At 53.1% G+C, this 24668-nt stretch carries 24 protein-coding genes and 2 pseudogenes; 24 read left to right on the forward strand and 2 right to left on the reverse strand.

Annotated features, from left to right (window positions below; translation table 11 throughout):
- Position 1: 1 nt before the first annotated feature.
- From J4772_RS15860 to J4772_RS15920, 13 genes and pseudogenes are all read left to right on the forward strand, one after another.
- A complete protein-coding gene (locus tag J4772_RS15860) occupies positions 2-5434 on the forward strand; it encodes a non-ribosomal peptide synthetase (protein WP_209076068.1) in 5433 nt (1810 codons plus the stop codon).
- Positions 5415-5741 carry a hypothetical protein gene (locus tag J4772_RS15865; protein ID WP_116059649.1) on the forward strand — a complete coding sequence of 109 codons (327 nt, stop codon included), beginning with the start codon at positions 5415-5417 and terminating at the stop codon, positions 5739-5741. Before J4772_RS15860 ends, J4772_RS15865 begins: the two co-directional genes overlap by 20 nt.
- Complete coding sequence (locus J4772_RS15870; protein ID WP_209076070.1) at positions 5738-6436, forward strand: SDR family NAD(P)-dependent oxidoreductase; 699 nt, start codon at positions 5738-5740, stop codon at positions 6434-6436. The genes J4772_RS15865 and J4772_RS15870 overlap by 4 nt, the downstream gene beginning before the upstream one ends.
- Before the next feature lie 2 nt (positions 6437-6438).
- Entirely contained in the window at positions 6439-7785 is a 1347-nt protein-coding gene (locus tag J4772_RS15875) for an ANL family adenylate-forming protein (protein WP_209076072.1), read from the forward strand.
- A 14-nt stretch (positions 7786-7799) separates the two neighbouring features.
- Entirely contained in the window at positions 7800-8810 is a 1011-nt protein-coding gene (locus J4772_RS15880; RefSeq protein ID WP_209076074.1) for a hypothetical protein, read from the forward strand.
- Complete coding sequence (locus J4772_RS15885) at positions 8780-9754, forward strand: 3-oxoacyl-[acyl-carrier-protein] synthase III C-terminal domain-containing protein (RefSeq protein ID WP_209076076.1); 975 nt, start codon at positions 8780-8782, stop codon at positions 9752-9754. The genes J4772_RS15880 and J4772_RS15885 overlap by 31 nt, the downstream gene beginning before the upstream one ends.
- A gap of 29 nt (positions 9755-9783) precedes the next feature.
- Positions 9784-10743: a beta-ketoacyl-[acyl-carrier-protein] synthase family protein gene (locus J4772_RS15890; protein WP_116059654.1), complete on the forward strand. Its 960-nt coding sequence runs from the start codon at positions 9784-9786 to the stop codon at positions 10741-10743.
- Between the two features lie 21 nt (positions 10744-10764).
- Positions 10765-12066 (forward strand): M20/M25/M40 family metallo-hydrolase, encoded by a 1302-nt coding sequence (locus tag J4772_RS15895; RefSeq protein WP_209076078.1) that lies wholly within the window; start codon positions 10765-10767, stop codon positions 12064-12066.
- Between the two features lie 17 nt (positions 12067-12083).
- Positions 12084-13340, forward strand: a complete 1257-nt coding sequence (locus tag J4772_RS15900; RefSeq protein ID WP_209076079.1) for an MFS transporter — start codon at positions 12084-12086, stop codon at positions 13338-13340.
- The gene (locus J4772_RS15905) at positions 13341-14078 is read left to right on the forward strand and encodes a thioesterase II family protein (protein WP_209076080.1); all 738 of its coding nucleotides are present in this window, start codon (positions 13341-13343) and stop codon (positions 14076-14078) included.
- A gap of 70 nt (positions 14079-14148) precedes the next feature.
- Positions 14149-15087 (forward strand): hypothetical protein, encoded by a 939-nt coding sequence (locus J4772_RS15910; protein ID WP_209076081.1) that lies wholly within the window; start codon positions 14149-14151, stop codon positions 15085-15087.
- A gap of 165 nt (positions 15088-15252) precedes the next feature.
- Positions 15253-15759 carry a GNAT family N-acetyltransferase gene (locus J4772_RS15915; RefSeq protein ID WP_209076082.1) on the forward strand — a complete coding sequence of 169 codons (507 nt, stop codon included), beginning with the start codon at positions 15253-15255 and terminating at the stop codon, positions 15757-15759.
- A pseudogene (locus tag J4772_RS15920) lies at positions 15756-16168 on the forward strand (VOC family protein). The gene J4772_RS15915 and the pseudogene J4772_RS15920 overlap by 4 nt, the downstream one beginning before the upstream one ends.
- 75 nt (positions 16169-16243) lie before the next feature.
- Here the strand turns inward: J4772_RS15920 and J4772_RS15925 are convergent.
- On the reverse strand, positions 16244-16495 hold the full coding sequence (locus tag J4772_RS15925) for a hypothetical protein (protein WP_116059661.1): 252 nt from the start codon (positions 16493-16495) through the stop codon (positions 16244-16246).
- Between the two features lie 188 nt (positions 16496-16683).
- Here J4772_RS15925 and J4772_RS37025 point away from each other — a divergent pair, with 188 nt between their 5' ends.
- The 5 genes from J4772_RS37025 to J4772_RS15945 all read left to right on the forward strand — a co-directional run bounded on the left by J4772_RS37025 (position 16684) and on the right by J4772_RS15945 (position 19243).
- Entirely contained in the window at positions 16684-17112 is a 429-nt protein-coding gene (locus J4772_RS37025) for a hypothetical protein (protein WP_247741115.1), read from the forward strand.
- A 20-nt stretch (positions 17113-17132) separates the two neighbouring features.
- Positions 17133-17624, forward strand: coding sequence for a DUF4275 family protein (locus J4772_RS15930; protein WP_247741116.1), 492 nt, complete (start codon positions 17133-17135; stop codon positions 17622-17624).
- 12 nt (positions 17625-17636) lie between these two features.
- Positions 17637-17888: a Nif3-like dinuclear metal center hexameric protein gene (locus J4772_RS15935; protein WP_209076086.1), complete on the forward strand. Its 252-nt coding sequence runs from the start codon at positions 17637-17639 to the stop codon at positions 17886-17888.
- Between the two features lie 196 nt (positions 17889-18084).
- Entirely contained in the window at positions 18085-18546 is a 462-nt protein-coding gene (locus J4772_RS15940; protein WP_209076088.1) for an SRPBCC family protein, read from the forward strand.
- A 496-nt stretch (positions 18547-19042) separates the two neighbouring features.
- Positions 19043-19243, forward strand: a complete 201-nt coding sequence (locus tag J4772_RS15945) for a hypothetical protein (protein ID WP_116059671.1) — start codon at positions 19043-19045, stop codon at positions 19241-19243.
- Positions 19244-19335: 92 nt separating this feature from the next.
- Here J4772_RS15945 and J4772_RS15950 read toward each other — a convergent pair whose 3' ends face one another.
- Positions 19336-20775 (reverse strand): MocR-like pyridoxine biosynthesis transcription factor PdxR, encoded by a 1440-nt coding sequence (locus J4772_RS15950; protein ID WP_209076090.1) that lies wholly within the window; start codon positions 20773-20775, stop codon positions 19336-19338.
- A 222-nt stretch (positions 20776-20997) separates the two neighbouring features.
- Here J4772_RS15950 and J4772_RS15955 point away from each other — a divergent pair, with 222 nt between their 5' ends.
- The 6 genes and pseudogenes from J4772_RS15955 to J4772_RS15985 all read left to right on the forward strand — a co-directional run bounded on the left by J4772_RS15955 (position 20998) and on the right by J4772_RS15985 (position 24643).
- Positions 20998-21963, forward strand: a complete 966-nt coding sequence (locus J4772_RS15955) for a carbon-nitrogen hydrolase family protein (RefSeq protein WP_209076091.1) — start codon at positions 20998-21000, stop codon at positions 21961-21963.
- Between the two features lie 116 nt (positions 21964-22079).
- Entirely contained in the window at positions 22080-22535 is a 456-nt protein-coding gene (locus tag J4772_RS15960) for a GNAT family N-acetyltransferase (RefSeq protein ID WP_209076094.1), read from the forward strand.
- A 12-nt stretch (positions 22536-22547) separates the two neighbouring features.
- Positions 22548-23266 (forward strand): annotated as a pseudogene (locus tag J4772_RS37030) (class I SAM-dependent methyltransferase).
- 19 nt (positions 23267-23285) lie between these two features.
- Positions 23286-23579: a hypothetical protein gene (locus J4772_RS15975; RefSeq protein WP_209076101.1), complete on the forward strand. Its 294-nt coding sequence runs from the start codon at positions 23286-23288 to the stop codon at positions 23577-23579.
- 49 nt (positions 23580-23628) lie between these two features.
- Entirely contained in the window at positions 23629-24075 is a 447-nt protein-coding gene (locus J4772_RS15980) for a GNAT family N-acetyltransferase (RefSeq protein ID WP_209076103.1), read from the forward strand.
- A 19-nt stretch (positions 24076-24094) separates the two neighbouring features.
- Positions 24095-24643, forward strand: coding sequence for an NUDIX hydrolase (locus J4772_RS15985; RefSeq protein WP_209076104.1), 549 nt, complete (start codon positions 24095-24097; stop codon positions 24641-24643).
- Positions 24644-24668 lie beyond the last annotated feature (25 nt).

Below are 24668 nucleotides of genomic sequence, written 5' to 3' on the forward strand. Positions count from 1 at the left end.
CATGCTGCAATTTCAATCGATCCGCTTGAGGGACGAAGAAGAAGACGCGATTGAGATTTCGGAAGTATCGAATAGAGACATCGCGATTATCGGTATGTCCGCGAAGCTGCCTCATGCGAGAACCCTGGAGCAGTTTTGGGAGAACTTGGAGCAAGGCTTGGACTGTATCGGTCCGCTGCCGGAGAACCGGCTGCGGGACATTGAAGATTATATGCACAGACTGCGCCTCGATCGGAATTCCGCGAAGCTGCTGGAATGCGCTTATTTAGATGAGATTAGCTCGTTCGACTATAGCTTTTTCCGCCTGTCTCCCAAGGAAGCCAGCCTGATGAATCCCAATCAGCGGCTATTTCTGCAGACGGCTTGGCAGACGATCGAGGACGCGGGTTACGGCGGGGAGGCGTTAAGGGGAAGCAGAACCGGGGTGTTCCTCGGGTATAACGCCGACAGCTTTCACGATTATAAACGGATGATCGAAGCGCTGGATCCGCAATCGCTCGGGCTGGCCATTCCCGGCAACCTTAGCTCAATGATCGCTAGCCGGATCGCCTATTTGCTGGACTTTAAGGGGCCGGCTCTTATGGTGGATACGGCGTGCTCGTCCTCGCTCGTTGCCGTGCATCTCGCCTGCCAGGCGATCCGCAGCGGAGAATGCGAGCTGGCGTTAGCGGGCAGCTCCAAGCTCTATACGTTTCCGGTCGATCTCGGCATCAGCGTCGGGATCGCGTCGGCCGACGGGCGGGCCAAGCCGTTCGACGAGCGCGCGGACGGAACGGGCGGAGGCGAAGGCGTCATCGGCGTGCTGCTGAAGCCGCTGCAGCAGGCGATCGACGACGGAGACAGCATCTATGCCGTCATTAAAGGCAGCGCCACGAATCAGGACGGCAGCTCGGTCGGCATTACCGCGCCGAACGCCGCCGCGCAGGAAGACGTCATCGTACGGGCATGGCGAGATGCGAATGTGGAGCCGGCAACGATCTCTTGCATCGAGGCCCATGGAACAGGCACCGTGTTGGGGGACCCCATTGAGATTGAAGGGATCACGCGGGCATTCCGAAATTCGACGGAGGCGAATCAATTTTGTGCAATCGGTTCGATAAAAAGCAATATGGGTCATTTGGACCATGCAGCAGGGATTGCCGGTTTATTGAAAGCTGCGCTCTCCTTGAAGAAGCGTACAATACCGCCAACAATTCATTTTACGCAACCGAATTCGGCCATCGATTTTATTCGTTCTCCCGTATACATCAACGATCGCGCAAGAAAATGGGAGGCGACTGACGGGCCTAGAAGAACCGGAGTAAGCGCTTTCGGCATGAGCGGCACGAACTGTCACGTTATTTTGGAGGAGAGCCCGCAAGCGAGGGACGAAGCCCGCCCGGACGAGACACAGCACAGCTCCGTGTTCGTCCTGTCGGCCAAAAGCCGCGATTCGCTCCTCCGAATGATCGGAGACTATATCTCGTTCCTCTATCAAGAGAGTGCGGAGCGCTTGTCCGTTCGGGATATTTGCTTCACCTCCAGCGTGGGAAGAGGGCACTATGATTATCGGATCGCCTGCGTTGTGCAGGACGTGCTGGAATTGCGCCGTAAGCTGGAGCAGATACAATTTATGTCGTCCTCGCCGGCGGCATCGGTCAATTTGGCCCAAGCGGCAAGCGTAAGGGGCATTTATATCGGGTCAAAGCTCCGGACAGCTTGGGAACTTCCGGACGATTCGGAAGAAGCAGAAGCAGAGACAGGGCTAGCGGAAGCGGCGACGGAAATACGGCTAGCGCGGAAATACGCGCAGGGCTCGGACATCGATTGGCCCAGTGTATACGCCGGCGAGCAAAGGAAGCGGCTGCACCTGCCGACGTATTCGTTCCAACCGCATCGCTGCTGGATCCAGCCGAGCGCAGCGGGCGCCGACTTGAACCCGACCGTTCTCGCGCCGGTGGCGGCGACGGCCGCTGCGGAGACCGAAACGGCGGCGCAAGCCTCGGCGAGCCGAGTTAAGCTCGCAGGCAAGGATTCGGGAGAATATGAGCCTTTGGAGGATAGCATCGGACAAATCGTCGGCAAAATTTTAGGCTTTGAAACAATCGATGTTACCGAACACTTCTATCAGCTTGGCGGCGACTCGATTATCGCCATGCAGGTCGTTCATGAAATAGAGCGACTGTTGGGCGTTCCGATTACAATCACAGATGTTTTGCAGCAAGGAACGGTGCTGAACTTAGCCCGATTCGTCCAACAGGACAAGAGCGACTCCGCGAGTGCAGATAAGCTTCAGCCCTTGGCTCCGGCGGACGCACAGATGGCCTATCCCGTCTCTTCCGCGCAGAAACGGCTGCTGCTGTTGGACCGGCTGCAGACAAGCAGCACCAATTATAACTTATCGGAAGCGCTGCGGCTGCGAGGCAAGCTGGATCGCGGGCGACTGGAGAAGACGCTGCGGCTGCTCGTCGCCCGGCACGAGAGCTTGCGCTCAAGCTTTCATTTTTACGGCGGCGATCCGGTTCAGCGCATCCATGACGAGATTACAATCGAGATCGCTTGGGAGGAAGCCTCGGAGGACGAGATCGACACCCGGATTCGGCAATGCATTCGGCCCTACGATTTAAGCGGCGCGCCTTTGTTCCGCGTGTTTGCATTTGAGCTGGGCCGCGAGGAATACATGCTGCTGCTCGACATGCATCATATTATCTCGGACGGCACGTCTATGGGGATATTGATTCGGGAATTCGTCGCCCTGTACGACGGACGGCAGTTGTCGCCGCTGCCGCTGCAGTATAAAGATTATTCGGTCTGGGAGCAGCAGGCGCTGCAATCGGTCGAGCTGGACAGGCAAAAGCGGTTCTGGCTGGAAGCTTTATCGGGAGAGCTCCCGATTCTGGATCTGCCAACGGACTTTGTTCGTCCGCCGATCAAAAGCGAGAGAGGGCATACGATTTTTTTCGAAATCGAGGACAAGCTTGCGCAGCAGTTGAAGCAGTTCGCTCGCGAAGCCAATACGTCCTTGTTCATGGTCATGATGAGCGTCTATCAAATCCTGTTATCGAAGTATTCCGGCAATGGGGAGATTGCCGTCGGCACTCCGATCGCGGGACGGCTTCATCCGGATTTGGGCGCGCTCGTCGGGATGTTCATCAATACGCTGGTGTTCATGAACAAGCCTGCACCCAAAAAGACGTATGAGCAGTTCCTCGGCGAGGTCAAAGCTTATTCGCTGCAAGCGTACCGGAATCAGGATTTTCCTTTCGACGACCTGGTGCGGGAGCTGGGGTTCACGGATTTAAGCCGCAATCCGATCTTCGACACGATGTTTATTATGCAAAATTTGAAAATGCCGGGGATGACGGGAGAGCACTTCGAGCTGAGCTCGCATCCGATTGTCTCGAGTACGGCCAAGTTCGACTTGATGGTACAGGCCGTGGAACGGGGCAATTGTATAGAGCTGATCGTGGAATACTGCACCGACTTGTTTAAGCAGCAGACGATTGAGCAAATGATGGAGCACTATATCGAATTGCTGAAGCAATGCAGCGCGTATCCGCAGACGGCCATCGGCGAGCTGAACATGCTGACGGAGCGGCAGTGGCGACGAATGACGCTGGAATTCAACGAGATGTCGGGGGAATATGACGAGAGCTTAATGATACACCAGATGTTCGAGCGGCAGGCCCGGTTGAATCCGACTCAGCCGGCCGTCGAGCTAGAGGCACGGAGCATCACCTACGGAGAGTTGAACGAGAGGGCCAACCAGCTTGCGCGCCTGTTAAGAAGCAAGGGCGTTCAAGCGGACGAGGTCGTCGGTGTGCTGACGTATCCGTCGCCGGAAATGATGATCGGCATCATGGCCGTGCTAAAGGCCGGAGGCGCGTACTTGCCGATCGATCCGGAATATCCCGAGGCGCGCAAGTCGTTCATGCTGAACAATTGCCGGGCGGGAATTGTGCTGACGAACGCTGCAGAGGCATGGAATCCGGGCGAGGACAAGGAAGTGCTGAATTTGCTGGACGACAGCCTGTACGATGGGGACAAGAGCGACCTGCAGCCGGTGCAAACCGCCAGCGATCTCATGTACGTCATCTACACTTCCGGTTCGACGGGAGATCCGAAGGGCGTCATGATCGAGCATCGGTCCTTTCACAATTTTGCCTACACGATGAATCGGCATTGCGGCGAGACGTTCGGTCCGCACGATCGCGGCCTGAGCGTAACCAACATTTCCTTTGACGTCAGTGTATGCGAGCTGTTTATGCCGCTTGTGTTCGGTGGAACGCTTGTGCTGTACGATATGCGCAATTTCGTCAACGTTAAACCTTTGGTCGAGACGATGGTGAATAAGCAGATTACGTTTGCGTACATTCCCCCGACCATTTTGTCCGCCGTAGCCAGAGGCTTGGCCGAGCAGCGGGACAAGGTCAGGCTGAATAAAATGCTGGTCGGCGTCGAGCCGATCAAGGATACGGTGCTGGAGCGATTTATCGAGCTGAATCCCGCCATGTCCGTCGTTAACGGGTACGGCCCGACGGAAACGACGATCTGCTCCAACATGTATGTGTATCGCTCCCGTTCTCCCGAAGGGAAAAACGTGCCGATCGGTCGGCCGCTGTACAACAACCAGGCTTACATCCTGGGAGCCGGGGACCTGCCCGTTCCGATAGGCGTCGCCGGGGAGCTGTGCATCTCCGGTAAAGGCCTGGCGCGGGGTTACATTCACCGGCCGGACCTCACGGCCAGCAGCTTCGTCGAACATCCCTGGATTCCCGGCGAGCGAATGTATCGCACCGGCGACTTGGCGAAATGGCTGCCCGACGGCAATGCGGTTTATTTAGGTCGAATGGATCGTCAGGTGAAAATTCGCGGTTATCGGATTGAACTGGGAGAGGTCGAAATCCAACTGTTGAAATGTCCGTCGATTCGAGAGGTTGTCGTGACGGCGGAAGCGGAAGAGGAGGGGGCGGGATACAGTCACCTGTGCGCCTACTTTGTCGCCGACGCCGAGCTTTCCTTGAACACGTTGAGAGAAGCCGTGCTGAAGGATTTGCCTGGCTTTATGATCCCGTCGTATTTTGTACAGATCGACGAGATGCCGTTAACGTCGAATGGCAAAATCGATCGCAAAGCTTTGCCGCATCTGGAAGGGAGAAAGTCTCATCTGGAGAGCTACGAGGGACCGACGAACGAACTGGAGGAGCAAATCGCGGCGATCTGGCGGGAAGTGCTGAACCTGGACAAGATCGGCATCAACGACAGCTTTTTCGATCTGGGCGGCCAGTCGATTCAAGCCGTTCGGGTGCAAATCGAGTTGGAGGACAGAGGCTTCCCGATGGACGGCTTGAACATCGTCGAGCACAACACGATTAAAGCGCTGGCTACGCATATGGAACAGCTAACAAAATCGCAAGAAGGAAAGGAAGAGCGCCATGACAACGAATACGAATAAGCCGCAATCTATGGAAGCCATTTTGGGGGACATCGTTTATCCGGCTCTAGAAGAGATTTTAAGCATGAAGGAAACCGCAATCGAGATCAGCGAGACGACAGTGCTGTTCGGCGAGGGAGCCGTATTGAATTCGCTGGAGCTGGTCAGCTTTATCGTGCTCGTGGAAGAACGAGTCAACGACAATCTTGAATCCGGCGGCATCACGTTAACGAGCGAAAAGGCGATGTCCAGATCTTCCACGCCATTCAGAACGGTAAGGACGCTTGCCGAGTACATCGACGAGCTGCTGGAGGAGGAAGCGGTATGAGCGCGCCGGTTACGGTCATTACGGGCACGCGCAAAGGAATCGGCCAATATCTCGCTCAGTATTATGCCGATCTTGGTCACCACGTCGTCGGCTGCAGCCGGAACGAAGCGGACTGGGGGCACGACCGCTACGACCACATCGTTGCCGACGTGGCGGAAGAAGCGGATGCGAAGCAGGTATTCAAGCATGTCAAGAAAAAATACGACCGGCTGGACAATATGATCAACAACGCCGGGATCGCTTCGATGAATCATAGCTTGCTTACGCCGTTATCGACGGTGAAGAGCATCTTCGATACGAACGTAACGGGGACGTTCCTCTTCACGCGGGAGGCGGCCAAGCTCATGATGAAGCATCGCTACGGCCGTATCGTCAATTTCTCGACTGTGGCGTATCCGCTGCAATTGCCCGGCGAATCGATCTATGCGGCGTCCAAGGCCGCGGTCGTATCCTTCTCCGAGATTGCCGCCAGAGAGTACGCCGAGTATGGCATTACAGTCAATTGCGTCGGACCGACTCCGGTCATGACCGATCTGATTCGCACGGTGCCGCGCGCGAAAATGGACGAGCTCATCGCCCGTCAGGCGATTCGGAGAATGGGCACATTCGAGGACGTGGCCAATGCGGTGGATTTCTTTATTCGCAAAGAGAGCGATTTTATTACAGGACAATGTCTCTACCTGGGAGGGGTGTAAAATTGCATACTCGCTTCCTGCTTGAGAGATTTCGAGCTTACGGGTCGAAAGAAGCGATGATATGGAAAGGCGAGCCTTACAGCTATGCGCAGCTGCTGGAAAGCATCGAAGCGAGCCGGTCGTTTCTGGACCGGTATCGGGTTCAAGCGGGGAGCGTAGCGGTGCTTGAAGGCGATTTTACGCCGGGGACGCTCGCGCTTATGTTCGCTCTGATCGACCGGGAGTGTCTGATCGTTCCGCTGACAAGCGGCATGGACAGTCGGAAGGAGGAGATTTACGAGATCGCCCAGGCCCAGCTCGTCCTAACAATGGATGCGGAGGACCAAGTATCCGTGGCCTCGTTTCCGACGCTTACTTCGCACGAGCTGCTAGTCTCGCTTCAGCAATGCGAGCATCCGGGCCTCATTTTGTTTTCCTCCGGTTCCACCGGCAAAAGCAAAGCGACCGTCCACGATTTTACCGTCATGCTGAAGAAGTTTTCGACGGATCGCGTCAGAGCGGGCAAACGGATTATGGGCTTCCTGTTTTTCGATCATATCGGAGGAATCAATACCGTTCTGAATACGCTGTCGAGCGGCGGCTGCATCGTAGCTCTGGAGGATCGTTCGCCGGATCGGGTATGCGCCGCGATTGCCAGACATAAAGTGCAGGTGCTGCCGGCGTCGCCGACGTTTCTGAACCTGCTCTTGCTCAGCGAGGCGTACAACCGGCACGATCTGAGCAGTCTGGAGCTGATCAATTACGGTACGGAGGCGATGAACGAGCATACCTTGATGCGTATTCGAGAGATTTTGCCGCAGGCCGGTTTGCTGCAAAGCTACGGCATGTCGGAGATCGGCATTATTCGATCTTCGTCCCGTTCCCCGGACTCTCTATGGATCAAATTCAAGGGCGAGGATTACGAGACGCGTGTTGTGGACGGGCTGCTGGAGGTTAAATCGGAATTTACCATGCTGGGCTATCTGAACGCCGAAAGCCGTTTTACGGAGGATGGCTGGTATCGAACGGGGGACGCCGTAGAGTGCGACGGAGAGTATTTTCGCATTAGGGGACGGCAGTCGGAAATGATCAACATCGGCGGGGAAAAAATTTATCCGATCGAAATCGAAAACGTCCTGCTGCAGATGGACGAAGTGATCGAGGCTTCCGTTGTCGGCGAGAAAAACCTTATAACGGGCACGATGATTACGGCCACCTTTCAACTGCGGGATCAGCTGCCTGCCGCCGAATTTAGAGCGCGCATGAGAGCGTTCTGCCGCGACAAACTGCCAGCATGGGGAATTCCGCAGAAATGCGTAATCGTCGAAGAGCTTGCTCCCGGAAACAGACTGAAGAAAAAAAGATCGTGATAGGGGAGAAAACGATGAAATATTCGAATCAGATCAAGCCTTTTGACGAGTTTTGGATGAATTGCATCCTAAACCAAATGTTCTCCGTAGCCTGCACCTATGAGCCGAGCTATCGCTATGCCGCCTACTTGAATTCCTATCAATATTTTCGCTGGGAGGCGGCCACCGATCCGTTGTTCAGATACCCGACGATCGATTCGATGTATTATTTGGACTTTCTGTATCGGAACGAAGGGCAGAAGAACCATGACTTCTCCCTTTCCCGGGTATTTGGTCCGCTCGTTCTTCATCATTTCCCGGATCGGGACAGTTACTTGCACGAAATTCGCGAGCTATGCAGGGCCAACCAGATTTTCAGCCTGAACGTCGATTTATTTTACTGGATTCCGAATAGCATGGCCTATCAGAAGTTCCATTGGTACCATTACTCGCTGTTTAACGGATACGATGAGACCGCGTCTACCTACTATGTGATCGACGACAACCTTGACGGATATATGGAGCATGGCATTCCGGAAGAAAGGCTGATCGTGTCTTACGAAAATTCGGAGTACCGCACAAACCCCGATTATGTGCTGCCGCCGGTTTTGAAGTACAGCATCCGCGAGGAGATTCCTCCCTACGAGCTGACGCTGCGGGAAGTATGCTTCCATGCGGACCGCTTGATTCGCGAGATTCGCAGCTTCTCGCTGGAAGGACAATGGAATGTAGAACTGGACGAAAGCAGATTAAACGATTATCTCACCTACAGCGTCGTTGGCATTAACATTATCGCTAACCGGCACAAGGCTAACGAATCGTTGATTCGTTCGTTGCGCGAGCTGTCATTGATCCCGGCGGAGACGTTCGAGCGGTTGCTGGCGCAAATCCAAGAAATTCGGAGCGGCTGGGATTTAGTCAAGCAGCTTTTCATGAAGGCTTCCATCCAGCGCAAGCTGGACCGGCCGCAGTGCTATAAGCTAGCCGAATCCTTGTTCGCCAAGGAGGTGGCGTTATGGGAAACGCTGTTGCAGACCAAGCATTAACCGGGCTGCAGAACAAGCAAGCGCATTTTTCCATCGCCGATCTTTCGCACTATATCCCTGAGCCGCAATTTTCGGTTCGCGACGGCGTGGCGCATTTGCGGCGGCAGGGAATGACGATTACGGAAGCGCAAATCGAAGCTTTTCAACGGGACTACGGGTTTACGCAAGCCCCGTTCGAAACGGAGCTGTCCGTGGAAGAAATGATAGCTGCGGCGTGCACGCCCCTGCTGGACAGAAATTCGCTTCCGATTCAAGTGCTGATGTTCGTCAACGGAGGCAACTGGGGGCTGCAGCACAACTTGTTCAAGCCGTTGATAGACAAGTATGACACTCTTCGGGGTACGGACATCTACTCCATCGGGAAACAGACGTGCGCTTCGTTCCATATGGCCTTGCGGATGGCGACTCATCTGTTTGACGCAAGCCGCGACGAGGGAGCGATTCTGATCGTTGCCGTAGACAAATTAAGCGTCAATTCGCACAAGCTTACCGAATTTTATTTGTGCGGCGACAGCGCGTCGGCCTGCTTGCTCACGCCGTATGGCGCAGGCCACAAAACCTATGAAGTGTTTAATCAAGACGGGTATGTGTACGATCAGTCGAACGTGGAGGGCGTGGCGCTCTTCAACACCACCTTTTTCCTGGGCATTCGCGGCGCGATCCAGTCCATTCTCAAACAGGCGAAGCTGTCGCTGGACGATGTCAAGCTCATTATCGGCTCGAACGTCAGCTTGAAGGCTTGGGAGACGGTCGCTTATCTGCTGCGCGCCCCATTGGAGAAGTTCTACGTGAAGACGCGCGAGGTCGGGCATCTGCCCAGCTCGGATATTCAATATAACCTTTCGCAGGCGATTGCGGAGGGGGCGCTTAAGCAGGGAGATTATTATATTACGATTAATGTGGGCTACGGCGGATTTATGGGCTGCGCGCTCCATCAATATTGAACTGATTATAAAGCGAGGTAGAGCGATTCGTGAGCAACCTATACTTGTCGATCAGACAGATGGATGTGCCAACGTCGCAACAACTTTCATGCGACGACGGGAGGAGCGGCGATTCCGATTCATCGGACGAATTCAGCGAGATATTCTTTCCGACTCCCGAGCATTACCGCGAATTTCGCGCCGGGATGCGGGAGCGGACGGTCGATTCGGCAGCGCCGGAAATCCCCGTGTTTGCTGAATCCGGCAGTCAAGTGGCGATAAGCGCCATTCAAGCGTTGGGCATGAATGCGGCGAAGCTGGGCTACTTGTATTACTGCCATGAGACGCTGGAAAAAGAGTACGTTCTGCCTTCTCTGAAAATCAAACGCCAATTCGAAATGAACGACTGCATTTCGCTCATGTTCAGCCAATGCGGCAGCTTATCCAGCCTAAGCGCTCTGCGTCTGGCCAATTCGGCTATGCGGAAGCAGCCGGACAAGCTTGCGCTGCTGGTCTTGGCGGATCGAGTGGAGTTTGCCGAGCTTCGTTACCAATTCTCCGGTTATTTGCGCGGGGACAGCGCTTCCGTCATGGCATTGTCTACCTCCGCCGGAGATTATCGGATCGTCGAGGCGCGGAAGTTCGCCGACGGCATTCCTCCGTCGTATCCGCTCTGGAAGAATGAAGATTACCGTCTTGCTGAGCAATTGATGAGCGATCATGGAGAGAGGCTGCTTCAGCAGGCGTTGTTGCTTCATGGCCGCATCGATTATGTGCTGTGCCATCGGCTTTCGAACGCTTTTTGCCAGGCGGTGGCAGCGAAATGCCGACAAATATCGTCCGAGTTTTACGAGAGACGGCAATGGGCGGACGTGAACTTGCTAGGCAATGATCCCTACGTAAGTCTGCGGCAGCTGGAGCAAGAGCGCGAGATTCCCGAGGGAAGCAAGCTGCTGCTGCTGTTTGCTGGAATCGATTTTGGTGTGGGCTATCTGGTACTGCAAAAGTAAACATCCACAGTGGAGGCGCAAATGGAGAACAGGCATGATCCGGTAGCCATCTTGCAGAAGCTGCTCTCATTTAATACGACGAATCCGCCCGGCAATGAACGGGAATGCATTATGTACATCGAGGATTTGCTTCGGAGCCATGGAATCGAGAGCAATCTGCTGGCTCTTGACGCCAATCGCCCCAACTTAATCGCAACCATTCGCGGCACGGGACAGGCACCTCCTCTGCTGCTCTATGGACATGTAGACGTCGTGCCGACCGAAGGGCAAAGCTGGAAGCTGCCCCCATTCAGCGGCGACATATACGACGGCTATGTCTGGGGGCGCGGAGCCTTGGACATGAAAGGCGGCATCGCGATGCTGCTGTCCGCTTTCCTGGAGGCCAAATCGCGAGAGCATGAACTGCCGCGCGATATTGTCCTTACGATCGTGTCCGACGAAGAAGCGGGAGGAAGATTCGGTTCGAAATTTCTCGTCGAGCATCATGCCGAGCGGTTCACGGGTATACGGCATGCGATCGGAGAATTCGGCGGCTTCTCGTTTTATGTCGGGAAGCAGAAGTTTTATCCGATTATGGTCGCAGAGAAAAGATTGTGCTGGTTGAAGACGACGATCAAAGGCTCCGGAGGCCATGGCTCGCAGGCGAAAGCTAAGAGCGCGGTCGCGATGCTCGGCGATATCATTCAGCGGCTGCGCCCGCTTCGGTTTCCCGCGCACATCACTCCGGCGGTGCGGACGATGATCGAGGCGATGGCGAATGCCATGCCGCAGACTCAGAAGCGGATGTTCCGACAACTGCTGCACCCCGGATGGACCTCGGCGATTTTGAAATTGCTGGGGGACAAGGGGACAACGCTGGCGCCCTTGTTCTACAATACGGCCAACATTACGGTCATACAGGGCGGATTGGCCGTTAATGCGATCCCTGAGCAGATCGAACTGAAGATCGACGGCCGCTTGCTGCCGGGATTCGAACCTGCCGATTTAATGAAGGAATTGAACAAAGCGATCGGGTACGAGTTGGAATACGAGGTGCTGCTGCACGATCCATTCCCCGACGCCGTAGACATGGAGCTGTTCCCGAAGCTGGCTGAAATTTTGCGCGAACAGGACCCGCAAGGCGTTCCGATTCCCTTTGTCTTGACCGGATCGACGGACAGCCGATTTTTTGCCGGGCTGGGCATTCAAACCTATGGATTTTTGCCGATGAATCTGTCTAAGTCCTTTGCCTTTACCGAGTTTATTCATGCCGCGAACGAAAGGATTCCTATTCAGGCGCTGCAGTCGGGGGCGCAGGCGATCAGTCGGTTGCTGTTTCGCTAGAAAGGAGAGCGCACGCCGTGGAAATCTTGAAAAATCGCAATTTTACCCGCCTGTTCTCGGCTTCCTTGACCTCGCAAATGGGCACGATTTTGGGTAATATGGCTTTTGTGTTCTATTTGCTGGATCGCTTTAGCGATCAGCCGGGTTATGCGACTGCGGCCGAGCTGATGTCCGCGCTGCCGAGCGTGTTCGTGTTCTTTATTGTCGGAGTCGTCGCCGATCGGTTCGACCGGGCGAAAATCGCGGAGAACTCGGATTGGATACGGACCGGCCTTACGCTGTTTATTTTAGGCGCGCTCGCGTTGGACCTGCTTGCTCTCGTATTTGTGCTTTTATTTCTGCGCAGCGCCGTTTCCAAATTTTTTGTTCCTGCTCAGCTCTCTCTCGTGCAGGGGATTCTCGGGGAGAAGCAGTTGATGCAGGCGGCGGGTCTAAATCAGATGGTGTCGGGGGTATTTATCGTATTCGGCATGGGACTGGGTGCGGCGGCTTATTTGTACTTGGGCATTGTCTGGGCGATCGTGATCGACGGAATCAGCATGATCGCGTCCGCTCTGCTTATTCGCTCCTGCCGCATTCCGCTGGATGTTAGATTGCCGAATGGGCGTTCGGAGTGGCGGAGCCTGGGGCTTAAACCGGTCATGGCCGACTTTACGGTCGGCATGAAATACATTCTTCGCTATCGCTTGCTGCTGTCGATTATGCTGGGCTATTTGGTTTTCGGCTTGATTAACGGCACGCTGGCCGTCATTCCGATGTTCACCCTGAAGTATAAACTGGTTCCGGATCAGTACGAGCAATATATGGCTTTATTCGCGATTTTCCTGGGTGTCGGTTTCTTCCTGGGCAGCATCGTCGGCTCTTGGGCGCTGCAGAAGCTGAAGCCGCATCTCGTCATCAACGCCGGGCTGCTTCTCATCAGTCTATTGGCCGTCGTGTTCGCGATGATTGCCGACATCTGGACGTACTTGATCGGCGTTACATTGGCCGGCATGTGCATCGCCCCCGTTAACGTCGCGCTCGGGGGCTGGCTCCCGCAAATTGTGGATGCCGACAAAATGGGACGAGTGGCGGCGTGGCTGGAACCGATCATGATGCTGGCGCATTCCATTGCGTTAGGATTAGTGCTTGCATTTTACCCGCAGGTCATCAGTTTGGAGAGCGCTTATTTCGGACTGGCCGCCATTACGTTCATCCTGTTCGTATACTATAGCTGGAGCCTGACCAAATGGGCGCCGGAAACGGCAGCAGCGCAAAAAGAGGTTGAGCTATAGATGGACAATATGGTCAAAGTATTTAATTATTCCGCGGCTAGTCGCAAGCGCCTGATTTGTATTCCTTATGCGGGAGGCTATTCGGCCGCCTTTAAGCCTCTGGAGACCGAGCTTCGAGGCGACTGGCAGGTCGTATCGGTCGACCCTCCGGGACACGGCTCCAATCCGGAGCCGCTGTTGAACAAGCTGGAAGAGCTCGTACAGCTATATCTGGACCGGCTTCGCACCTATTTTAAACCTCCGTTTGTACTGTTCGGACATAGTATGGGAGGAAAAATCGTCCACCGTATGGCGCAGCAGCTGGAATTGGCGGGAGTGTCTCCCGCCGCGGTCATCGTGTCGGGATGTCCCGCTCCGGATTGTCCGCCCGCCGTGTACAAGGACGATCAAGCTTTGCTGAAGCACGTCGCTTCGTTCGGCGGCATCCCGGAGGAGCTGCTTCGTTACGGTCCGTTTATCGACTACTTCCTCCCGATTCTACGGGCGGACTACGATGCGATCGCAACATATATATGTCCAAGCGAACAACGGCTGAAAGCGCCTCTTCATGTCTTTTACGGGACCGAGGACAGCGTATTTACACGAGAGGATGCGGCCGCTTGGTTGAAATGGGCCGAGAGGGTAGAGGCCGCAGCCTTCGCAGGCGGGCATCTGTTTGTTCAGCATCAGGCCGACGAGCTGGCGGGTCGGATCAGGATCATTTTAAACTACGTTAAGGAGGGGATACCGACGAGATAACAGGCGTGGCCGACGAGTCGAGCGATAAGCTCATCTGCGTCCCATATTAATCATAACGTTAGGGGTGGATATGATGAACACGCTGAACGCGATGCATACGCTGAACGCTACGTTATTCGAGTACGAGGAGAACTATTTTAATTGCCGCAATGCGCAAGTCGTCTCGTACCTGAGATCCAAAGGAGTTCCAGTCGATTATTATTTCTATAATACATTGGAAAATACGAAAACCGTATACGATCATTTATTTACCAAAAATCAAAATCGCTGGCTGTACGATACCGGCTGTCTATGCAAACAGGATGATTTCCAACTGCTAGGCGTCAAAATTGTCGATCAAAGGTATTCTAAGTTTCAATCGGCGAAGGAGCAGATCGTTAAGCTGCTGAAGGAAGAAACCTCCGTGTTTTCATGGCTGTGCAATTATTACATCCCGCATCGGGAGCATTATCGGAAGTATAGATCCTTTCATTCGTTTATTATTCATGAGCACGTTCCAGGCAAAGAGGCCAAATATGTCGTTCAGGATCCGCCGGTGTTTTACGGAGAGATGAGCGAAGAGATGCTAGGCAAGTCGTTTAACTCGGCACCGGGAGCGGCAAGAGGAATTACTTATGCGGACCTTAGCGGCGTTCATGTGGATAAAAAAATGCTGATGGACAAATATGCGGAATGGTTAAACGGTTTTTCCGACGATCTTACCACGTTTGCAATCGTTAAAGAGCAGCTGCCCAAGCAATTGCAGGCGGATCAGGAGAAGTTCAGGTTTTTCTTCGCCATTATGTTCGGTTCTCGGATGCTGTTTTCCAGGTTTCTGGAGGCGATGGCGTTCGACGCATCCCTTGTTCGTGCCGCGGCCGAGTGCTCCGCTATTTCAGAGTCGATCCATTATGTGCTGAAACATTCGGAATGGGACAATATAGACGTTGAAAAAATCGTTCGTCAGGTGACGGAGCTTACGGAGAAAGAGATGCATTTCATTCAAGCCTTGAAAAACATGCAAATCTAAGAAGAGCAACTCTGCAGCCTTAGTTCGGGATTCGAAACCGGACTAAGGCTGTTTCAATTCAGGAAGTTGTCAGACAACTCACTTCGGATAAGCGCAACTAGAAAGAATGGGTTATAATACCAGTAAGCTGGGGAAGAAAAGCGGCTAATCGGAAAGGGGAGGAAGATGTCCACATACCGTTTCTATCCGATGACCAAGGAAATGGCAGCTCGGATCACATCCTGGAAGTATGAAGAACCCTATTCTTTGTACAATATGGACGAAAACGAGGATGGCATCTCAGAGCTGATGAACGGGGATTATTATTACGTAGCGGATTGGCAAGATAGGTTGGTGGGGTTTCTGTGCAGCGGCGACTCGGCTCGCGTTCCAGGCGGGTATGCGGCTAATTTATATAATAATGGAGCTTTGGACATTGGATTCGGTTTGAGGCCTGATCTGACAGGGCGAGGCAAAGGGCAGAATTTTTTGACTCAAAGCATAAGTTTTCTGCAACGTCAATTTAAGACGCAGAATTTTCAGCTTGTCGTAGCTGAATTTAATGAAAGAGCCGTAAAAGTATATGAACGAACGGGCTTCGTGAAAGGAAGCAGCTTCAAGAGCAAAGTTAACGAGCGCGAGGTTGGATTTCAAGCAATGAATTATTCCGTACAAGGGGGCTCCGTAGGATGAAGCCGAGGATTACGGTAATTACATTGGGCGTGGACGATTTGGAGAAATCATTGAAGTTTTACCGCGATGGCTTGGGATTTCCCACAGAGGGAATCGTCGGTCAACAATTTGAGCATGGCGCCGTGGCCTTTTTCGATTTACATGAAGGCTTAAGACTCGCGATTTGGAAGCGAAAGGATATTGCCTTCGATACAAAGCTCAAGCTTTCCGCACCCAGTCCGACGGAATTTTCTTAGGCCATAATGTGGGTTCGAAAGTCGAAGTCGAAAACATTCTGGAACAAGCGCAAAGGGCTGGCGCAGTGATAACGGTTCCGGGTCACGATACATTTTGGGGCGGTTATTCGGGCTACTTTCAAGACCCGGACGGTCATCTGTGGGAAGTCGTCTGGAATCCGCAATGGGAGTAGAAGCAAAATGCCCCCTGGATCGCAATCATCCAAGAGGCATCTATACAATCGTATGGGTATCGACCGAACGCTGGACTATGCAGCCGAACCGGAGGGTTTCGGTTCATCGTTGCTGATATCGTCGGCGACAGGCTCGTCATCCGCGACATGGTAATATTTTTCGTAGACCCGGACGGGAACTAACAAGCAGAAACCTACGAGTATAATGCAGAAGGTGAAAAATCCATATGTGCTCATGAAATCGGCAACCAGTTGACCGCCCTCCGAAGCCATTTTCGCTACGCTTTCTCCGACAGGGGGCAGGTTGGACAAAAATTGCATACTCATGGACGTAACCTCCAATAAAATGAATTTGACGGGCCGCTCCCAGGAAGCGCTGCGGCTCATCCTCATTGAGTTTGTGAACGACGTTCTTTCTGATTTCTATATTAAAACGTCCTGCTTTGGATTAATGTGATAAATATCACAATAATGAAAAACAGTTGAAATCCGCCGGAAAGAACAGGAGGGACAGGATGAAAGTTCAATTGCCCAAAAGAATTTTTACTTCTATTTTAACCGCGATCCTGTTGGCGATTGTCGCAAGCCTCATCGTTATGAACGATTCCTATGGGTTCGGCTTTTACGTCATCGCCTTTTTGACTTACGGCACTTTGCCCGTACTTTTTATCGGCTTGCCGTTCTCTATCCTAATAGATTGGTTAATGGCGCGAATGCAGTTCAAAAACAAGCCGTTAGTATGGGGCGCTTATGCCGTGTGCTACGCAGGAGCCGGTTTAGCGGGAGCATGGCTGTACTTGCTTGTACTGACCGACTGGGATTTTGCCTCATTCGCTTCGAGGGAAGTCGGCTTTTTTTCGATTTTCGGAGTGCTGGCAGCGTTGCTGTTCGCAGGGCTTCATTGGATCGTAAACCTGTTGTTCAGAGGCAATCTGCAATCGTGACTGAAGGGAGCAAGCGAACGGTGAAAAATAAATTAATCGAATTAGTGAATCAGCTTCCGGACAGCGATCTGGAAAAGCTGTATGGGTCGGTTGAATTCCTTCATCAAAACTACTTGTACAGAAAAAGCCTGCAGGACAAAGGCATCATTTTGACAGAACGCTTCGGGTTGGAAACGCAACAGATCGTTGAGCAATGGGACGCCGCATTTGCCGGCGAGATTAGCGACAAAACCAAAGAAGAGATCTATTTCTCAGAGTTTAAGTGGCACATGTTTAGCTATAAGAAAAAAGACTGCTTGACGGCTGAGGCCGCAAGGGAAGCTTTCGATGGGGCAGCTAAAGATGAGGTGTACGTCTTTTATCAAAACTCGAATCAGGTATGGGTATATACAAATGCCGCTGGGTTGCGCTCCACGGATTTCGACTCTCAGCAGGACGTTTATATTTTTGACAAAGCCTTGAAATGGACCTATGTTCATACTCACGAGTCGTATTGCGGTCCGTACTTTTGAATGGGGGAGCTGGTGCAGCCTGTAGACTTCAACGAACTGGTCGAGCGTTTTTCGGATATTTTGGCGGAAGATATTAAGGCATGGCAGTTTGGCGGCAAAAAAGTAAAGAGGATTGGCATGATCACCGGAGCCGGCGACAGAACCGATTGTCTGCACAGCGCCAAAATAGGGATGAACTTAATCGTCGGCAGTCATACTTTTACCGAAATATTCGGAGTTAAAGCTCTTGCTCATAAATATACGAAGGAAAGAAGAAGGGAGTAGCCGTTCATGTTGAGAAAAAACAGGACGGTTATTTCGATTGGTGTGGCTTATTACTTGCTTCCTTTTTTTATACGCTACGAACATAGAAAATGGGAAACGCCAAGGCTGTTATCGATTTCGCCCGTTTAGGCTAACGAAAGTTATAGGTGAGTATCCCGACAGTGCAGGGCGACAGGGACAGAGGAGAGAGAAACATATGGTTACCGTAACAACGCGAGTCGAAATTGATGCGCCTATTCAGCTGGTTTTCGACTTGGCGAGAGATATTGATGTACATACTCGAACCGTGTGGCCGCATACGAAGGAAAAGGCGGTTCGAGGCGTAACGAGCGGAAGAATCGGACACGGTCAGACGGTTACCTTTGAAGCGAAACATTTGGGAGTCAGGCAGCGACTGACGTCCTTAATTACCGAATACCGCGAGCCGTATCTTTTCGTGGATGAGATGCAGAAAGGCGCGTTCAAGACATTAAAGCATACCCACGAATTCGAAGAGATTAACGGCAAAACGGTAATGACTGATACTTTATGCTTTGAAGCGCCGTTTGGAATCATCGGTAGGTGGGTGGAGAGGATCATCTTAAAAGAGTACATGAGAAAGTTTTTGGAGCATCGCAATAACCAGTTGAAAAAGGTGGCCGAGGCGGGGGATGCTTAGTCGCAGTTGCACAGGCGAGGGCCTGGCAGTTAAACTGGCAAAACGATCGTTTGCGCGCTGCTGATCGCTTGGGCGTGCCCGATGCTTTACGATCCTGAAATCCGAAGGGTACGCCCGTGATAGGGTAATTTCAGGACCGTATGAGGCCGTCTCCAGACTATGCATGACCCACAACACTTCCAGATAATTCCCAGAAGTTATTCGTATAATTATCGAAGACACTAGCTCATGTGTGCAAATAGATCCGTCGTAAAAGTTTAATATCCGATAAATTGGAAACGTTGTGGGTCATGATTAGGTCTCCAGAGGATACATGCACTATTTCTTGATCGATCATCTTGTACGACCCTACTTACGAGACAGCCCCTTTTTATAAATTTTAAATTGGATGGGCATAAAAAAGCGGAAATGGTTGGTTTGCTTCGGCGGACGGTTTATTATAATGGGAATAGGAACAGCAGCAGAGTACTCATCATTCCCTTGGCAGGTGATAAACATGGCATGGCTGATGGCTATAGTCATTATCGTTATGGCAGCGGGATTGGTCGCGACATTGATCATCGGTCAATCGAAAAGCAATAAAGAAGCGGACCCCCGCTACTCGCAAAATACAGGAAAGAAGTGGCTGCGACTCGGCGGAATTTATGTCGTCGGCATGATTATAGTGGCCGCTATCGTAATCGCCTTGAACAATTGAGGCGCGAAACTTATTCCTGCTAACAACCTATGCGCCTAAGAATAGATAGAGCTGCCCCTGAGATTGCTTGAAGGGCAGCTCTATTTCGTCGTTTAACCGTCGGTTGTTGCACGAAGCGCTTCCGCAAACCGGGCAATTCCCGATGGTATATCCTCCGTTCTCGCTCTGGCAAACGTAAACCGGACAAAGCCGGAATCCGATCCGTAGACGCTGCCAGGTACGAAAACAACGCCCCTTCGCACGGCTTCCTCCAGAAGCTTGCCGTCATGGATGTCCGGCGTCAGCTTGCACCAGAGATGCAGTCCCCCTTGAGGAATCTCGAAACGAATGAGATCTCCCAGCTCTCTATGGAGCGATTCAACCAGCAAGTCCCGCTTGAACAGCAGCTGCATTCTCAATCGTTCCAGATGAGGCTCGAAATAGGCGGAATTCAGAAATTGCGCGGCGACCTGCTGCGGAATAACGCTAAGGCCGAAATCCATTTGCTGCCGCGCGTCGGCCAGCCTCTCCGCGATCGCTCGCGGCGCCACCATCCAGCCGATCCGCAGCCCGGAGGCGGCGATTTTGGAGAACGAGCCGATGTACAGCACCGAGCCGATTTCATCCATCGCCTTCAGCGGCGTCGGGGGCGCTCCATCATACGAAGTCAGGCTGAACGGATCGTCTTCCACGATCGGCAGCGCCAGCTCGCTTGCTACGTCCAGCAGACGCTTTCGTCTCTCGGCAGCCAGCACCGTTCCCGTGGGATTTTGAAAGTTAGGGTTCGTGAACACCATCTTGATGCGGTGCTTCTTGTACAATGCCCGCACATCGTCGGGGTCGATGCCGTACCGGTCGACGGGAAGACGGAACAACCGCAAGCCCGCGGACTGAAACATTGGCAGAGAGTAGCAGTACGACGGATCTTCGATGGCTACGGCGTCTCCCGGCGACAGCAGACACTGCGTAATCAGATACAGCGACTGCTGAGAGCCCGATGTCACGAGCACCGACGCCTCGGTCGTGCGGATATTGCGATGGGCCTCCAAATAAGAGACGAGCGCTTGGCGAAGCGGAATATAACCTTGCGGGTTATCGTAGCCGAGGTACGACGTATAGCGATGCTCGCTCATCAGCGCGGCGATTTCGTCGTTGGGCGCAAGATCGCCGGCCAGCTCGCCGCTGGCGAAATCGATCAGCTCGGGATTATGGGCCAGAGCTTCCCGGATTTTGCGCATAAAAGGCAGGTTGGGCAGGAAGCCGCCGCCCTCCGAATAACGCTTCCAGTTCGGCGTATGCTTGGGCGCAACGCCCCATTTGGTCGCGCTTACGCGCGTGCCGCTGCCTGTCCGGCTTTCGATGATTCCGGTCGATCTAAGCTCGGCGAAGGCCATGATGACCGTACTGCGATTGACTCCAAGCTGCTCGGCCAGCTTTCGTTCCGAAGGCAGCAGGCTGCCGGGCGGAAATTCGCCGTAGGAGATACGCTGCTCCAGATGATCGGCGATCTGTTCGTATAGCGGTTGTTGGCTGTGACGGTCCGGCTTCCACATCTATATCGACTCCCGTTATTCAATCGGACTTAGTGAAATTTTATCATACCACCGTTCGGCGGAAAATAAGTCTCCGTTTTTCAGAATAACGAGGTCAGATTGTCACGATTTGTTGAACGTGGATGGGGAGAAGAATGGCGAACTGGAGGGTCAACTTTCGGTCCGTTTTTGATATCATAGTGATCCAGGATGTTAAATCGGAATGAGGAGTGACGACTCAAGATGGATAATCGTTACGTCAAAGTTGCCGTTGTTCAAGCTGCGCCAATACTGTTCGACAAGCAATCCGCAATGGACAAGATTGCGAGCATGACGAGGCAAGCAGCGGCTCAAGGCGCGAAGTTGGTCGTTTTTCCGGAGGTATTCCTGCCCGGGTATCCCCGGGGCTTGGGATTCGGCGCGCGCGTCGGCAGCCGTACGGAGGAAGGAAGACAGCATTGGCGGCGCTATTGGGCAAGCTCGATCGACATCCCCGGAGCGGAGACGGAGATGTTGGGGGAACTGGCCAAGGAGCTCGGGGTGTATTTGATCGTCGGATCGGTAGAGCGGGATCGGGAGTTCAGCAGAGGCACGCTCTATAACACGATCGTTTATTTTGGACCGGACGGGGACCTTCTGGGCAAACATCGCAAGCTGGTGCCGACGGGCTCCGAACGACTCTTATGGGGGCAAGGGGACGGCAGCACGTTAACCGTCATCGATACGCCCTACGGCAGAATCGGCGGCTTGATCTGCTGGGAAAATTACATGCCGCTCGCCCGCGCCGCCATCTATGCTCAAGGTGTCGATATTTACATTGCGCCGACCGCCGACGCCCGGGATTCATGGCAGGCGACGATCCGGCATATCGCCTGCGAAGGCCGCTGCTACGTGCTGTCCAGCAATCAGTATGCGACGAAATCTTCCTATCCCGCAGATTTGGCCGGGCATGAAGACCTTCGCGAAGACGACGAGGTTTTGAGCCGGGGAGGCAGCGCCATCGTCGGACCTCTCGGCGAATATGTCGCGGAGCCGCTCTACGGCCAGGAAGGGCTGCTGTTCGCCACGCTGGATCTCGATCAGGTCGCGCAAAGCCGCTTTGACTTCGACGTCGTCGGGCACTACAGCCGTCCGGATATTTTTCGACTGATCGTGAACGACGCGAAGCAAGAAATCGTGCAGAAATCTTCGGATCTTGTGAGAGAATAATTAACGAGTAAAATATCAAAGTTGTATTGAACATTTTACCAAATTTATGTTGTGAACTATAATGATAGGAAAAAGAGCGAGGGGATGAACCTCGTCCGAGTGAAAGGATGTCCGGAATGCCGACGATTACCCGTGCGAACAAAGCGAATTTCCCGGAAATTCTCCGGCTTCAGTATGCCGCCTATCAAAGCGAGGCCGAGATCTACGACGATTATATGATTCAGCCGCTCACGCAAACTTTGGAACAATTAGAACGCGAAGCGGAGGAATGGATCGTTTTCAAAGCTGAACTCGCTGGAAGAATTGTCGGCTCGGTCAGAGTTCGCCCGGGAGAAGGGCAATGTACGATCGGCAAATTAATCGTGCATCCGGACGTCCAGAACCGCGGAGTCGGCAAGAGGCTTATGAAAGCAGTGGAGGATTCCTTTCCCGATGTGAAGACGATCGAGCTGTTCACTGGGCATAGGAGCGAGCGGAATATTCAGTTTTATAGCAAGCTGGGTTACGAGATTTTCAAGGAGGAGGAGGTTAACGACCGTCTGATTTTGGTCTATTTTCGTAAGGAGCTTTAGGGGGGATCTGTGATTGAAAATCTAGGAGGCAGACTTCAGGAAATCAGAGAAGAAGAAAGAAAATATCACGAGGCGCTGTACGAAAATCAAAAGCTGTTTGCTAAGGGCTCTTGGCTGGCGAAGCCGGTGCGTACGGTGATGGAGGCCTTGGAGAGCTTTGCGGCGTACGATTATGTGCGGGTGTTGGATCTTGGCTGCGGAGTCGGGCGAAACAGTATCCCGATCGCTCAATTTCTGCAGGCCCGCTCGGGAGAAGTCGTATGCGTCGATCTGTTGGTTTCGGCTCTGTCCAAGCTGGAGGTTACAGTCGAGAATACGGAGTCGGAGAGCAGATCAGAACCATGCAATCCGACATCGGCGACTATGCGATCCCCCCAGACGAATATGACTATATCGTCGCCGTATCTTCCCTTGAACATGTAGAGTCTGAGAGAATGCTTGTGTCGGTGCTGGGCAGAATGGCGCGGGGGACACGCCGATGCGGCGTCAACTGCATTATCATGAGCGCGAACATTCGAGAAACGGACGCATTAACGGGGGAGAAGCTAGAGCCGTATATGGAGCTGAATTTGTCGGAAGAACGGCTGCGGCAGATATTATCGTCTGCCTATCCGGGCTGGGGGACGCTCTATACGACGACTAAAGCGCTGCAGTTCGAAATTGAAAGAAACGGACGGGACATTTTGCTGACAAGCGATTGTGTTACCTTCGTCGTACGTAAGGAGAGTTAGACGACAGGGGCGAAGAGGGTTGAAAATACGATATGTAATCGAAGGCCTGCTGTTTGGGCTGATGGTTTATGCGGGTTATATCGGATGGGCGATCCTCTCGGGATTGATGCTTACGCGTAGTTATGTTCCGGACATTGCGGAGCGTTATGAAAGCGTGGAGGAGCTCGAGCATAAAGTATCATTCGGAGTGATTATCGAGCCGAATTGGTTGATTCTTGCGGGCAGCTTTGTTTTGTTGGCTGTGCTGTATTACGTCGTCAGGACCTGGGCTGCCAAGCGTTCGGCGGCGAGGAAGAATTCAGACGGCAGATAAGGCAGGACCTCTTGAATTTCATTCCATGCATTTAAGGGGGAGGAGCCCAATGGAGATTCGCTTAAGAGCTGCATCTACGAAGGATGTCGGCTTATTGGCCGATATGAATAAGCGTTTGATTGAAGACGAGGGCAGCTCTAATCCGCTGGACCGTGAGCAGCTTCAAGCTCGCATGCGGAACTGGCTCGAAGCCGACTGGAAGGCCGATTTTCTGATCTGCGGGGAAGAAACCGCCGGATACGCGCTCTATCGTTTCAAAGAAAACGACTACCATCCGGGAATAAAAGAAGTATACTTAAGGCAGTATTTTGTCGGTCGCGAGTATCGAGGCAAGAGGCTTGGGTTGCAGGGAGTAGCGCTGTTGAAGGAGCTGCGGTTCAAGGGCGTCGCGACGATCGAGATCGATGTGCTGGAGGAGAACCGGCTCGGCAAGAGCTTCTGGTTACGGGCGGGCTTCGAGCCTTACGCCTGCAATATGAGAATGAGAAATACATAAGTCGGAGAGAGCGCAAAACATGATCAAATACAACATTTGCTTTATTAGACGCGGCGACGAGCTGCTGCTGCTGAACCGGAACTTCGCCCCTTGGATGGGACGTTGGAACGGAGTGGGCGGCAAGCTCGAGGCGAACGAGACGCCCCGCGACGCGATGATTCGTGAAATTCGCGAGGAGACCGGAATAAAGGGGTACGGGCTGGAGTATAAAGGGATGATCACTTGGAATGACGACGACGCCAGCTTCGGCGGAATGTATCTGTACGTGGCGGAAGTGGAGGGAAGCTTCGACTACGCGACTCCGCTTGAGACGGACGAAGGCATCCTGCATTGGCGGCCGATCGACTGGATTATGGACGCCAATAATGGCGGCGTCGTATCGAATATTCGCCGGTTTCTGGAAGCGGCCTTGCAGGAACCGCAATGCTATGAGCATCATTGCTACTATCGCGGCGACGAGCTGGTTTCCTTCCAATCCAGCCGAATCAGTCCGTTGACGGAAAACGATGCTCGGCTGCGGGAGGCTTGTCTGAGAGAGGCGCATAGCGAAATTTTGTCTGTCAAATAAAAATAAGGGGTGACTTCATCGACAA

The sequence above is a fragment of the Cohnella sp. LGH genome (assembly GCF_017671885.1).
Lineage (GTDB): Bacteria > Bacillota > Bacilli > Paenibacillales > Paenibacillaceae > Cohnella > Cohnella phaseoli.